The sequence below is a fragment of the Mycetocola sp. Y719 genome, assembly GCF_056713205.1.
In genome coordinates, this window is sequence record NZ_JBWYGY010000003.1 from 401,422 (window position 1) to 413,986 (window position 12,565).

Genomic DNA, 12,565 nt, shown 5'->3' on the forward strand with positions numbered 1-12,565 from the left:
GCCAGAGCAAGCGGACAGTCCGCGTCCGCTATCTGCAAAGCCTCACCCGTGCGAGCGATCGAGCCGCTCGGCCAACGCCGCCGACGCCGCAACGAGCGGCTGAGGCCCGACGATCCGAAACGGCGCGTCGAGACGCAGGATGTGAGCGAGAAGACCTGTCCACGACCACGAGCCCGCCGTGACCAGCGATGAGCGATCGGTGATCGCCTCGACCTTTCCGTCGAGCAGCCAGGGTGCGAGTTCGCGCACCGACAGGGACACCTCGAACTGCCCGACGCAGGGCCAGCGATCCTCGTCCGTCGACCCCTTCGACCTGGCCGCGAGGAAGGTTCCGACATTCCCTGTCGGAACCGGTCGAGGAACGAAGGACGGACCGGCGGGAGTGCGGGGCGCAATGCGGTCGAGGCGATAGATCCGCCAGTCCTCACGGTCGAGGTCCCATGCCACGAGGTACCACGAGGCGTTCCGGGCGACCAGTCCGTGCGGTTCTACGCGCCGCGGAGGCGTATCCCGGTCACGGTAGTCGAAGCGAAGAATCTTGCCCCGCCGGACGGCTTCGCTCACTGCTTCCAGCGTTGCGGGGTCGACCTGATCGCGGCTCGCCGTGCCGGTGAACTGCACCCCGTCGACGCGGTGGCGGAGCCGCGACGGCATCACCTGCCGCACTGTGGCGAGAGCGCGGCCGGCCGCCTCTTCGATGGCGACGCCGCTCGATGCAACATTCTGCAGGGCGACCGCGATGGCCACCGCCTGGTCGTCATCGAAGAGCAGAGGCGGTAGCTCAGAGCCCGCGGCGAGCCTGTACCCGCCATCCGGCCCCTTCACGGCGCCGATCTGGTACCCCAGTTCGCGCAGTCGGTCCACGTCGCGTCGCACGGTTCGGGTGGTCACCTCGAGTCGCTCGGCCAGGACTTGCCCTGGCCAGTCTCGCCGAGTCTGCAGCAGCGACAGCAGAGCCAGCATGCGTGAGGGGGCTCCGGTCATGACATCCATTCTGGCAAAAGAAGAGGACCCGATCTGTCCGCTACTGATGTCAGTCTCGTCCCGACGGCCTCCTCGCCGCCGCACACCTCCGAAGACAAGGACACACGATGACCATCTCGACCACGACGCACCTCAACTTCCCTGGAACTGCGCGCGCAGCGCTCGACTTCTACCAGAGCGTTTTCGGGGGCGAGGTCTCCGCGACCACGTACGGCCAGCTCGGCATGCCCCAGGATCTGCCCGATGCAGGCAAGGTCGTCTTCGGCCAGCTCATCGCCGAGAACGGATTCCGGATCATGGCATACGACGTCCCCGGCCGGACGGAGGAGTTCACCGGGTCGACCCGTCGTGCGAACGGCGCGACAATCACCGATCAGCCCTTCTTTCTCTCGGTTCGCGGCGAATCCCTCGACGAAGTCACGAGCTACTGGGACGCCCTCGCTGTCGGCGCCACCATCATCGAGCCCCTGGCTGCGTCGGCGTGGACTCCGGGCTTCGGGATGCTGAGCGACCGGTTCGGAGTGACGTGGGTCCTCGACGTCCAGCCCGCATACGCTGGCTGAACCTCGGGCTGGCTCCCGGTCTCGAACCCGGGAGCCCTCCGCTCGCCGGAGTCGCCGGCACCCCACACTGGGGCCTCGCCGCGGGCATCCCGAGCAACCTAGATTTGGGTGTCGCCGCCGAACGAGGGGATCGGATGGATCACGAGACCCACTACGACGTGCTCGGAGCGCCGCGCTCGTCGACGGCCGCGGAGCTGAAGCAGGCCTATCGGCGGGCGCTCCGCACGAGCCACCCGGACGTCGGTGGGTCGGCCGAGCGCTTCCGGATCGTTCAGGCGGCATGGGCGGTGCTCGGGAACACCGCGCGTCGGGCTGAGTACGACCGCCTGTACATGCCGCAGGCATCCGCTCCGCCGCGGACTGCATCCGCTCCGACCGGTGGGACCAGGCGGGAGCGCACCTCGTCGCGGCGAGCCGCGGATCAGCAGACGGCCCAGCCGAGCGCGAAGGCAACACCCACCTTTGCGACCGTGCACGGGCATCCTGGTGGGCGGTCGCGGGCGCGCTACCTCGACATCTCCCGTGAATGGATGCTGTCGCCCCAGCCGCCGGCAGCGCCGCCGAGACCGTCGCGGGTCCCGCATGAGCACGACAGGTTTTTACATATGTGGGGTGTCGTCTTCCTGCAGTTGACGGCCGGGTTCGTCGCGGTTCTCAGTGTTCTGGTGCTGATCGGAGCGGTGACCGGGACCCTGCCGGCGGATGTCGTGTGGCAGGTCTGGCGATCGGTCAGCGTCTCGGCGGCGAGTCTCTCGTTCCTCGGTGGCGGGGTGATCGCGGTGATGCGTCTGGCAACGAGCCGGCCGCGGGCCGAGGTGCGCCGCGTGCGTGCGCGGAACCGGGAGATCTATCACGCACTCGTTCGCCAGCATCGGGCGGAGCAGAAGCAGTTCGCGGAGGACCTGGCGCGGCGTCCGGAGGACGCGGAGGCGTTCCTGAGCTCGCCGTTCGCGTTCGACTCCGTGATGGTCGCGCCGGCGAAGGCGCGTGCGTATCTCGACCGTGCTCTGGCGCAGGAGCGGATCGCGCTGGCGCTGAAGTCTCTCAGTGCCGAGTTCACGGTCTGGCATGACGTGCTCGTCGGCGAGGCGAACCTGTATGCGTCGCACCTCGTCGTCGGGCCGCAGGGACTCTTCCTTGTGGAGCCGCCGTTGGAGCGCTCGCGGATCGATGCGGCGCGGGTCACCGAGCTTGCGGATGCCATCGGTGTCTCCGGGCTGACCGGCATCCTGTTCGTGGATGTCGACCCGGCGGCGGTGAATGCGACGCCAGCGAAGCTCAGTGAGCACCCGACGCTGATGTGGCGGGTGGGAACCGGTCGGCTGGCGGCGTTGCTCGAGGGTGGCATCCACGGCGTCGGCCGCGGTGAGGACTGGGAGGTGCGTCAGCTCGCGGAGCGGGTGGCGCGGCGGGTGGCGTTCGCGTAAGGGTATCCGCCACGGTTTGCCCATCGACCCGGAGTGCCTCTGACCGCCGTCTCCGGCGAGCGGCCTTGATCTCGAAAGGGCCGCAGGCGGCCTACCGATCAGCGGGCTACGAGCAGATCCTGGTGGTGGATCTCCGCCACATTCGGGTGAGCCCGCAGGCGGTACCGGAGCGCATTGTCACCGTAGGTGTCGAGGATCGGGCTGTTCGTCGGATCCACCGACAATCCACGCGCCTTCGCCGCCAACTCCGGGCTCAGCTCAAGCCGGGGGATCGTGGCATCCAGCGCCGGGTTGAAGAAGAACGGCACCGAGATGCGGTCCGAGCCGACCGGGGGAGAGAACACCCGGTGCAGCGTCGCCTTGAGGTAACCGCCGGTCGCCAACTCGAGCATCTCACCGATGTTCACGACGAACGCCCCGGGGATCGACGGCGCATCGATCCACTCGCCGTCGTGCTCGACCTGCAGCCCTTCCTTGCCCGGCTCGACCAGCAGCAGGGTCAGAACCCCACCGTCACGGTGCGCACCGACGCCCTGCTTGCGCTCGGTGTCTGACTCCCCTGGGTACCGCACGATCTTCGTCAGTGAGAACGGCTTGTCGGCGAACGCCGCGTCGAAGGAATCCTCGGGCGCCCCGAGCGACACCGCCCAGGCGCGCAGCAGCCGCAGCGACACCCGGCTGAGCTCGTCGTTCCACTTGACCGCGATCTCCTCCAGCTCGGGCAGTGCCTCGGGCCACAGGTTCGGGCCTTCGAGGCGCCAGTAGTCGGGCGTCCCTGGGGCCGGCTCGACGGCATCCCGTTCCGGTCCGATGTCGATCTGCTCACGCCAGTCAACGTCGCCGTGGGTGAGTTCGCCACCGACCCGCGTGTAGCCGCGAAATTGCGGGCTGTGCACGTTCTCGAGCTTGAGCTTCTCCTCGGTGGGGAGGTCGAAGAACCGGCGTGAAACGTCGAGGAGGTCGTCGATCAGTCCCCGGTCGACCCCGTGGCCGACGAGGTAGAAGAAGCCGACCTCGTGGGTCGCGCGCAGCAGATCGGCACGGAATGCGGCTGCTTCGTCAGCGCCGGCATCCAGTCGGGAGAAATCAAGAATCGGGAGGGTCTCACTCATGATTCGATCCTGCCACCGCCGATCACGGCCGCTGACAATATGACGGCGGATGCCGATTCTGCGGGGCAGATTGCCGGGTTACGTCATCTGCCGAGAATGTTACGTGGACCCCTTCGCTTCGTCGCTGGCGCTCCTCCAGCGAGCGGGACCAGCGAGCGAGGACCAGCGGGCGGGGTCTGCCGAGCTACGCCGTCGCGAGCACCCGCTGCCGACCCACCGTCACGGCGAGCGCCCCCGCGGTGATGCTCAGTAGCGCGACAACGGCCACGCCGATCTCGAGCGCGAGCTGCAACCCGGATGCCGTCGCCAGCGCTCCGAGGATCAGTGCGATCGATCCCTGCAGGAAGTACGCGACGAGGTAGACGCTCGACACGGTTCCGGCGCGGTGGTGCGCAGGCGCCGCTGCGCTAATCAGTCCGAGCCCGCCGGAGAACAGGGCGGCGTAGCCGAAGCCCGCCACGATTCCGGCTGCGAGGAACAGTGCCAGCGAGTGCTCCACCGACGAGAGGAAGAACAGGCCGACACCGATCACCGTCGTGACGCCGCCGAGCACGATGATCAGATCGGAGCGCCACCGTCGCACGAGGAGTGCACTGGCTCCGATGACGACGGCGTTGAGTGAGAGGACGGCACCGTTCACGAGCGCGTTGTCGGACCGGATGAGTTCCTGCGCGATCTCGACGCCGAGCGACAGGATGAGGGCTCCGAGTGCGAAGGCGCCGGACACAGCCGCTGCCGAGATGGCGAAGCTGCCGCGAAGACCACGCGGCACGACGAGCGGTCGTGGGCGCCACCGCCCCGTTGCCTCGGCCGCCGAGTGACGCGGAAGGAACCACGCGGCGACAGCGACTCCGGCGACGACAGCAGACAGCACCCAGAAATTGAGATGCGTCGGGATGGGCCCGTACTCGATGAGCGCACCGCCGACGAGGGTGGCAAGCGCAAGACCGACCGCGGTCGACGCGGTCGTGGTCGAGCTCGCCCGTCTCTCCTGGCCTGGCGCGCTGAACTCCACCATTGCGGCCGTCGCGGGGCTCAGCGACAGGCCGACCCCGATCCCCATCAACGCGCGGCCGACGAAGATCCAGCCGACGTTCGGCGCGAGAGCGAACAGCAGCACGCCGGCGAGGGACGCGGCGAGGCCGTAGAGGATCGTCCTCCGGCGGCCGATGTAGTCGGAGAGGTTTCCGAACAGTACGAGCACGATGACGAGGACCAGCGGGTAGACCGCGAAGATCGCCGTCGTCACCGCCGGGGTGAGGTTCCACTCGGCCGCATAGAGCGGGTAGCTGACCGTGGGTGCTGCGCTGGTCCAGAGGGCGATCGCGACCACGGCCGCGGCGACCCAGAAGCTTGCCCGGCGTCCGAGAGAGTGCATGATTTTCTGCCTTTGCGAAAGGTGTAACGGTTGAGACGTTACCGAGTGTAACGCATTATCCGTTACAATGGGATCATGGCATCCGATCTCATGACGTTCCGCCTCGACGGAGGCTCGACCTGGCTGAACTTCCTCGCCACGCGAGGCAAGGCGTTCACGTCGCATCCGATCGAGCGCCTCTTCGACGCCGACCGCCTCGCCGAGTGGTTCACTGCCGTCGACCTGGCGCCGACCACTCCGCCATCAGACGCGGATCTCGAGTCGGCCGTGGCGCTCAGGGAAGCACTCCGTGTGCTGGCTCTCGCCGTCACTTCGGATGACACGCCAGACAGCGCAGCCACCGATGCGCTCGGGCCGTTCCTCACCCCACCACCGGCTCCTGCACTGGTCGACGGTGAACTGCGGATGCCGCAGCCCGCGACGACGACGGATGCCCTGTCTCGCGTCGCCTGGGAAGCATCGCTGCACCTGTCTGGTCCCGAACGCCGGCACCTCCACGAGTGCGCCGCCGATGGGTGCCGGTTCGTGTTCGCCGATCCGTCCGGACGCCGCCGCTACTGCCCGTCTCCGGCGTGCGCGACCCGGGAACGGGTGCGTGCGCACCGGGCGCGGCAGAAGGCATCCGACCCCGCGGTCGCGCCGGTCGCGATCCCGTAGGACCCCTACCCGTTGTAGGCGGCCCTCAACTCGGCGATGTCGAGCTTGCCCATGCCGAGCATGGCCTGCATCACCCGGCCGGACTTCTCCGGATCCGGGTCGTTCATCAGCTCGCCGAGGATGGGCGGCACGATCTGCCACGACAGCCCGTACTTGTCCTTGAGCCAGCCGCACATGCTCGGCTCGCCACCGTCAGCGGTGAGGGTGTTCCACAGCCTGTCGATCTCTTCCTGTGTCTCGGCGCTGACGGAGAACGACGTCGCCTCGGTGAAGGTGACGTCAGGGCCGCCGTTGAGCGCCTGGAACTCGACCCCGTCCACGACGAAGGAGACGGCGAGCGCCGTGCCGGCCGGGAGCGGCGCGCCCTCGCCGTAGCGGGAGACGTCGGTGATCTCGGAGTTCTCGAACACCGACACGTAGAACGTGGCGGCTTCTTCAGCCTCGTCGTCGAACAGCAGTGAGGGGACGATCTTCTGCATGGAGCACTCCTTCGTGCGGCCGGGGTTGAGCCGCCATGCTACTGAAGCCGGCGGGTGGCGTACAGCCCGTGGCTCTCCGCTTCGTCGCTGCGCTGATCCAGCGAGCGGGGCCTTGATCTCGACAAGCTCGATCGGCGGGGACTAGACCGTCACGACCACCTTGCCCCGCGCCTTGCCGGTGTGAACGTACGCGATCGCCTCTGCGGCCTCCTCGAGCGGGAAGGTCCTGTCGATCACCGGCGTGAGGCTACCGATCTCCAGCATCCCGCGGAGAGTTTCGAGTGCGAGATGGTCCTCGTCAGAGACGAGTCCCTTCATCGACTGGCTCGTGAAGACCGAGACCACCGGGGCCAGAAGGGCACGACCAAAGCCGCCCAGCAGCGGGCCGCCGCCCTCCCCGCCGACGATCACGAGCGTGCCCCCGCGCCGCAGCACCCGGCGCAGTCGCGAGAGCGAGTTGTGCCCGGCGGTGTCGAGGATGACGTCCCAGGCCTCGGTTCCATCGGTGAAGTCCTCCCGCGTGTAGTCGACCACCCGTTCGGCGCCGAGTGACCGCACGAAGTCGACCTTCGATGTGCTGCACACCCCGGTGACCGTCGCGCCGAGGGCGATGGCGATCTGCACGGCGAACGATCCGACGCCGCCGCCCGCTCCGAGCACGAGCACCTTCTCGCCGGCGCGCAGGCCACCGGCATCCTTCAGTCCGTGAAGCGCCGCGCAACCGGAGATGGGAACCGCCGCCGCCTGCTCGAAGCTGATGTTCGACGGCTTGTGCGCGAGGCGGTCCTCGCCCACCTTCGTGAACTCGGCGAAGCTGCCCTCGAACGTCGTGCCGAACACCTCATCGCCAACGGCGAATCGCGTCACCGCCTTGCCGACCTGGGCGACCTGACCGGCGACATCCCGACCCGCAATGGGCTGCTTCGGACCGGTGAAGCCGAGGAACAACCGCAACAGAAACGGCTTGCCGGCCGTGGTGTGCCACACGCCCGCGTCGACACCAGCCGCCCGCACGGCGATGAGCACCTCGTTGTCGCCGACCGGCAGCGGATCATCCACGTTGAAACGGAGTGCGACGGGCGATGCATATTCATTCTGAATTGCTGCCTTCATGATGGCTCCTCATGCTGGATTCTCAGTGGGTCGACGGGCGTCATGCTATGGCCGCTGTGGGCGGGCGGGATAGCCCTGAAGCCTGAAAATGTGGCGATGGCGGGAACAACGACGGATGCTCCGGCGTAACACTTGACGACGCGCGGTCGCCGCGCAGGAAGCAGGAACGCATGCCACGATTCATCCAGTTCACCGAGTTCGGCGGGCCGGAGGTCCTCAATCTGATCTCCGTCGACAAGCCGCAGGCCGGCCCGGGCGAGGTCGTCGTGCGCGTCAAGGCCGCCGGACTCAACCCGGTCGACTTCAAGATCTTCCGCGGTCCTGCGGCGAAGATCTACGGCGCGACCCTGCCCTCAGGCGCCGGCAACGACTTCTCCGGAATCATCGAGCAGGTCGGCGACGGCGTCACCTCCTGGGCCGTCGGCGACGAAGTGATTGGTGGAGCCCGCAACCACGCCCTCGCCGACTTCATCGTGTTGCCGGCCGACGGCATCCTCGTTCCGAAGCCCGCCGACCTGTCGTTCGAGGTCGCCGCTGCCATCACCGTCGTCGGGCGCACCGCCTGGGCGAGCGTCGAGTCGCTTCACCTCACGGATGCCGACACGGTGCTGATCAGCGCAGCTGCTGGTGGGGTCGGGGTGGTGGCTTCACAGCTCGCCGTTCGGACCGGTGCGACGGTCGTCGGTACGGCGAGCCCGTCGAACCACGAGTTTTTGCGTTCGCTCGGGGTGATCCCGGTCGCGCACGGTGACGGTCTCGTCGAGCGGCTGAAGGAGGCGGCTCCACAGGGGTACACCGCCGTGCTCGACAACCACGGACCGGACACCATCGAGGCCGGCCTCGAACTCGGCGTGCCGATCGAGCGGATCAACACGATCGCGACCCACGGTCCCGCCGACCGGGGCGCGACCCACATCGGTGGAGCCCAGGCGACCAGCGAGGACCTCAGCCACGTCGCCGAGCTGCTCGCCTCTGGTGAGCTGCAGCTGCCGATCAGTGACGTCTTCCCGCTCGAGCGTGCCGCAGAGGCCTACGAGAAGCTCGAGAAGGGCCACGTGCGCGGCAAGATCGTGCTCGTCACCGACTGACTCTCAACCTCTCCCGCGAGTTGCTGGGTTTGGGGTGGTCGGGCCCCGCCCGAACCGCTGCAAACCCAGCAACTCGCCTGACGGGATCAGCCGAGGTGCGCGACCGACGCCCTCAGCGCCTCGGCCGAACGATGAAGCAGGTCGAGCTCGACGTCGTCCATCGGAACATCCAGCGTCCGTTCCACGCCGTTCGACCCGACGATCGACGGAACACTGAGCGCAACGCCCTCGATCCCGCGGTAGCCGTGCAGCACGCTCGACACCGGCAGGATCGCCCGCTCGTTGCGCAGCACTGCCTCGACGATCCGCGCGCCCGAGAGTCCGATGGCATAGTTCGTCGCCCCCTTGCCTTCGATGATCTTGTACGCGGCGTGCACGACATCCGAGGTGAGGGATGCCAGCCGCTCGCGCGGGAAGAGCAGGGTGCCGTTCTCGTCGGTCCAGTCACGGAGCGGGGTCTGGCCGATCGTGGCATCCGACCACAGCGGAAACTCGCTGTCACCGTGCTCGCCGACGATGAGCGCGTGCACGTTCTGCGGCGCGACGCCGGCGGCCACGGCCAGCAGCCAGCGGAGCCGGGCCGAGTCGAGCACCGTACCCGACGAGAACAGCCGCCCGGCGGGCAGATCGACGAGCTGATCGGCGACGACGGTGAGCACGTCGCAGGGATTCGTGACGAGGATGAACACCGCGTGCGGCGCGAGCTCGACGAGTCGCGGCATGAGCTTCTCGAGGATCCGCGCGTTGACCCCGGCCAGGTCGAGCCGGGTCTGCCCTGGCTCCTGCTTGGCGCCCGCCGTGACGACGACCACGTCCGAGTCCGCCACGACCTCGATGTCGCCACCGCCGGTGATCCGCGACGAGCCGGTGAACGGCGTTCCGTGCGCGAGGTCGAGCACTTCAGCCTCAGCGCGAGCGGCGTTGACGTCGAAGAGAGCGACCTCCCGCGCCGAATTGCGGATCAGCGCGGCATACGCCAGCGACGACCCCACGCTCCCCGCACCGATGACGGACAGTTTCGTGTTGCGCACAGGACTCATGGCCCCATTATCGCGGTGCCCTCGGATGCCGTCGGCGCGCCCGTGCACGAGCATCCGTTAGCTTGCGCGGGCTTTTCGGCTTCGCGCGGGTGTTTTTCCGCCCGCGCGAAGCCGATTCACCCGCGCAAGGCGGGTTCGGGCGACGGATGCCGCGGCGCGGGTCGCGCGTGCACCTCCGGCTCGGGGCAAGAGAGAAAGGCCCGAGACAAGGACGCGGATCACATCCGCTTCCTTCTCCCGGGCCTTTGTCCTTGTGTCGTGCTCGCCGCAATGGCGACCCGGCGGCTACTCCGCGGCGGATGCTGCCGCAGGCTCGGGGGCCGGCTCAGCTGCAGGTGCAGCGGACGCACTCGGGCCCCGGCCGCCGCGGCCGACAGCGCCTGCGGCGGCGCGTCCACCGACGGCACCGGTGAGCATGCTCGCGAGGTCGATGCCCGTGGCATCCTTCAGCAGTTTCGTGACTTCGGTGACTCCGCCGACGACCTGCTTCGAGAGGTGCGAGGCACCGTCGGTGGAGATGACGGTGAGGTTGTCGATGGCCGCGTACGGTGAGGCGAGCTGCTTGGCGATCTCCGGCAGGATCTCGATGGCGCGCTGCTGAAGCAGTGCCTCGGACTCGTCACGGAGAGCGGCGACGCGCAGCTCGGTGGCTCGGGCCTCTGCCTCACCCTTGGCGAAGATCGCGGCCGCTTCGGCTTCACCCTCGGCGCGGGTGGCCTCGGCTTCGGCGATACGACGGTCACGGTCGGCCTTGGCCTCCGCGACGACCTGGGCGGCGTGCGCCTCGGCGATCTGGCGGATCCGGTACGACTCGGCATCCGCCGTCTTGCGGACGTCGGCGTTGAGCTGCTGCTCGCGCAGTGCGGTCTCACGCTGGGCGGTGACTTCACGCTGCTGCAGGATGCCCTGCTGCGCGAATGCCTCAGCGAGCGGCTTCGCGGCCTCGGCCTCGGCGAGCGCCTTGTCGGTCTCCATCTTGATCGACGCGTTCTTCAGCGAGAGTTCGCGGTTGGCGTCTGCGATCGCTTCAGCAGCCTCGATCCGGGCCTGCTCGGATGCACGCGCGGACACGGACTCGGCGATCTCGGCGGCCTGGCGCACACGGGCCTGCTCCGGACGACCGAGGTCGGTGATGTAGCCCTTGTCGTCGGCGATCTCCTTGATCTGGAACGTGTCGACGTCGAGACCCTGGTTGAGCAGCGAGGTGCGAGCGGCTTCGATGACCTGCTCGGCGAGGCCGGCCCTGTCGCGGATGATCTCTTCGACGGTGAGATTACCGATCGACGAACGCAGCGAACCGGACAGCACCTCCTGGGTGAACGGCTCGATGTGCTTGTCCTGCCCGAGGAACCGCTGGGCAGCCGAGCGGATCGCCGAGTCGCTGTCGCCGACCTTCACGACGGCGACGGCCTCGATGCGGATCGTCACACCGTTGCGGGTCTGCGCGACCACCTGGATGCCGATGGCCCGTGAACGCAGGGACATCGAGAACTGCTTCTGCAGGAACGGGACGACGAAGACACCGCCACCCTGCACCACCTTTTGGCCGGTCAGGTCGGTGATCGTGCGGCCGTCGACTCCAACGGACTTGCGCGCACGGCGCCCGGTCACGATGATCGCCTCGTCTGGCTGCGCGATCTTGTATCGGCTCTGCACGAACGCAATGATGATCAGCAGCAGGATGATCCCTGCTACGACCGCCAGAACGACGGGGCTGAACAGGGTGGCTAGCAAATCCATGACTCTCCTTGGCGCCGGCGGTACTGACGGCGCTCCCAGCCTATCGGTGGGCGCTTTCGCCCCGACGGCGACGGATGCCCCACCTTCGGGAGGAAAATCGGGGGGTCAGTCCACGTATCGGAGATGGACCCTGCGATTGTCCTCCCGAAACCCGGCCGTCGGTCCGCGGCTGTGTTCGCAACTACGGAGAAACGGTCAGAACAGCGGCTGATCGGGCCGAATCCGACACTTTGCAGAGAAATCTCCGCAGGTGGAGACAGCACGCCGGCTACAAAACGCCGCCGAACGGATACCGGTCAGCGCCTGGTGAGCGGCGGCGCCTGCTGCGCGCCGATGAAGAACCAGGCGAGCGCCCCGAGGAACGGCGCTACGACGACGATCAGCACCCAGATCGCCTTCGCGGTCGAGTCGAGGTACGACTTCATGATCTGCAGAAGGGCAACGATCCAGAGGACGATCGTTCCACCCGCGAGTGCGAGGCAGCCCAGGATGATGAGAATATGCCAGCCGATAAGCCCTGATTCCATGGCGCCAACCTAGCAGCGCACCGACCAGCGGGACGAGCGCTCACGCCGTGATCGTCATCTCCTGGACGAGATCGTCTGTGACCGTGAAGCTGAAGTGGCTCTGCCCGTTGAAGCCGCGCCCGCCGACGGTGGCGGTGATCGTCGAGTACTCGCCCGTGGTGATTTCGGCCGTCACGTCGAGGCTGACGTCGACGCCGATGAACTCGGCATCCGACCACGCTTTGATCTCATCGTGGCCCGTGAACACGCGGCCCCAGTCGTTGACGCTCCCGTCTGGGGCGAACGCGTCGAGGAATCCTTCCGTGTCTCCGGAGTTGGCCGCAGCCAGCAGACGGGCCACCGGCTCAGGAAGCGTCGTAGCCATCTCGGTTCCTCTCTCACGTGATGCCACTCACGTTAGACCTGAAGACGGATGCCGTAAATAGTGGTCTGAATACAGCTAGCCTGAACCTGGGGG

General features: G+C 67.7%; 13 protein-coding genes. 4 read left to right on the forward strand and 9 right to left on the reverse strand.

Features of this window, described 5'->3' with window-relative positions; translation table 11 throughout:
• Positions 1–42: 42 nt before the first annotated feature.
• The gene (locus AC1M0F_RS13805) at positions 43–984 is read right to left on the reverse strand and encodes a helix-turn-helix transcriptional regulator (protein WP_480238827.1); all 942 of its coding nucleotides are present in this window, start codon (positions 982–984) and stop codon (positions 43–45) included.
• Positions 985–1,091: 107 nt separating this feature from the next.
• Here AC1M0F_RS13805 and AC1M0F_RS13810 point away from each other — a divergent pair, with 107 nt between their 5' ends.
• Entirely contained in the window at positions 1,092–1,547 is a 456-nt protein-coding gene (locus AC1M0F_RS13810; RefSeq protein ID WP_480238828.1) for a VOC family protein, read from the forward strand.
• A 134-nt stretch (positions 1,548–1,681) separates the two neighbouring features.
• Positions 1,682–2,974: a J domain-containing protein gene (locus AC1M0F_RS13815; RefSeq protein WP_480238829.1), complete on the forward strand. Its 1,293-nt coding sequence runs from the start codon at positions 1,682–1,684 to the stop codon at positions 2,972–2,974.
• Positions 2,975–3,072: 98 nt separating this feature from the next.
• Here AC1M0F_RS13815 and AC1M0F_RS13820 read toward each other — a convergent pair whose 3' ends face one another.
• Together AC1M0F_RS13820 and AC1M0F_RS13825 are read right to left on the reverse strand one after the other, a co-directional pair.
• Complete coding sequence (locus tag AC1M0F_RS13820) at positions 3,073–4,086, reverse strand: isopenicillin N synthase family dioxygenase (protein WP_480238830.1); 1,014 nt, start codon at positions 4,084–4,086, stop codon at positions 3,073–3,075.
• Positions 4,087–4,270: 184 nt separating this feature from the next.
• Complete coding sequence (locus AC1M0F_RS13825) at positions 4,271–5,464, reverse strand: MFS transporter (RefSeq protein WP_480238831.1); 1,194 nt, start codon at positions 5,462–5,464, stop codon at positions 4,271–4,273.
• A 75-nt stretch (positions 5,465–5,539) separates the two neighbouring features.
• On the opposite strand from AC1M0F_RS13825, the gene AC1M0F_RS13830 reads away from it, so the two are divergent.
• On the forward strand, positions 5,540–6,121 hold the full coding sequence (locus AC1M0F_RS13830) for a CGNR zinc finger domain-containing protein (protein WP_480238832.1): 582 nt from the start codon (positions 5,540–5,542) through the stop codon (positions 6,119–6,121).
• Between the two features lie 5 nt (positions 6,122–6,126).
• Here the strand turns inward: AC1M0F_RS13830 and AC1M0F_RS13835 are convergent, their stop codons facing one another.
• Both AC1M0F_RS13835 and AC1M0F_RS13840 read right to left on the reverse strand, forming a co-directional pair.
• On the reverse strand, positions 6,127–6,600 hold the full coding sequence (locus AC1M0F_RS13835; RefSeq protein WP_480238833.1) for a VOC family protein: 474 nt from the start codon (positions 6,598–6,600) through the stop codon (positions 6,127–6,129).
• Between the two features lie 141 nt (positions 6,601–6,741).
• On the reverse strand, positions 6,742–7,713 hold the full coding sequence (locus tag AC1M0F_RS13840; RefSeq protein ID WP_480238834.1) for an NAD(P)-dependent alcohol dehydrogenase: 972 nt from the start codon (positions 7,711–7,713) through the stop codon (positions 6,742–6,744).
• Between the two features lie 170 nt (positions 7,714–7,883).
• Between AC1M0F_RS13840 and AC1M0F_RS13845 the strand changes: the two genes are divergently transcribed.
• On the forward strand, positions 7,884–8,801 hold the full coding sequence (locus AC1M0F_RS13845; RefSeq protein WP_480238835.1) for an NADP-dependent oxidoreductase: 918 nt from the start codon (positions 7,884–7,886) through the stop codon (positions 8,799–8,801).
• An 86-nt stretch (positions 8,802–8,887) separates the two neighbouring features.
• On the opposite strand, the gene AC1M0F_RS13850 is transcribed toward AC1M0F_RS13845, so the two are convergent.
• The 4 genes from AC1M0F_RS13850 to AC1M0F_RS13865 form a co-directional block, all read right to left on the reverse strand.
• Positions 8,888–9,841: an L-lactate dehydrogenase gene (locus AC1M0F_RS13850; protein ID WP_480238836.1), complete on the reverse strand. Its 954-nt coding sequence runs from the start codon at positions 9,839–9,841 to the stop codon at positions 8,888–8,890.
• Between the two features lie 285 nt (positions 9,842–10,126).
• The gene (locus AC1M0F_RS13855; protein WP_480238837.1) at positions 10,127–11,581 is read right to left on the reverse strand and encodes a flotillin family protein; all 1,455 of its coding nucleotides are present in this window, start codon (positions 11,579–11,581) and stop codon (positions 10,127–10,129) included.
• Between the two features lie 296 nt (positions 11,582–11,877).
• A complete protein-coding gene (locus AC1M0F_RS13860) occupies positions 11,878–12,108 on the reverse strand; it encodes a PLD nuclease N-terminal domain-containing protein (protein WP_480238838.1) in 231 nt (76 codons plus the stop codon).
• 40 nt (positions 12,109–12,148) lie between these two features.
• The gene (locus AC1M0F_RS13865; RefSeq protein WP_480238839.1) at positions 12,149–12,472 is read right to left on the reverse strand and encodes a nuclear transport factor 2 family protein; all 324 of its coding nucleotides are present in this window, start codon (positions 12,470–12,472) and stop codon (positions 12,149–12,151) included.
• Between the last annotated feature and the right edge of the window lie 93 nt (positions 12,473–12,565).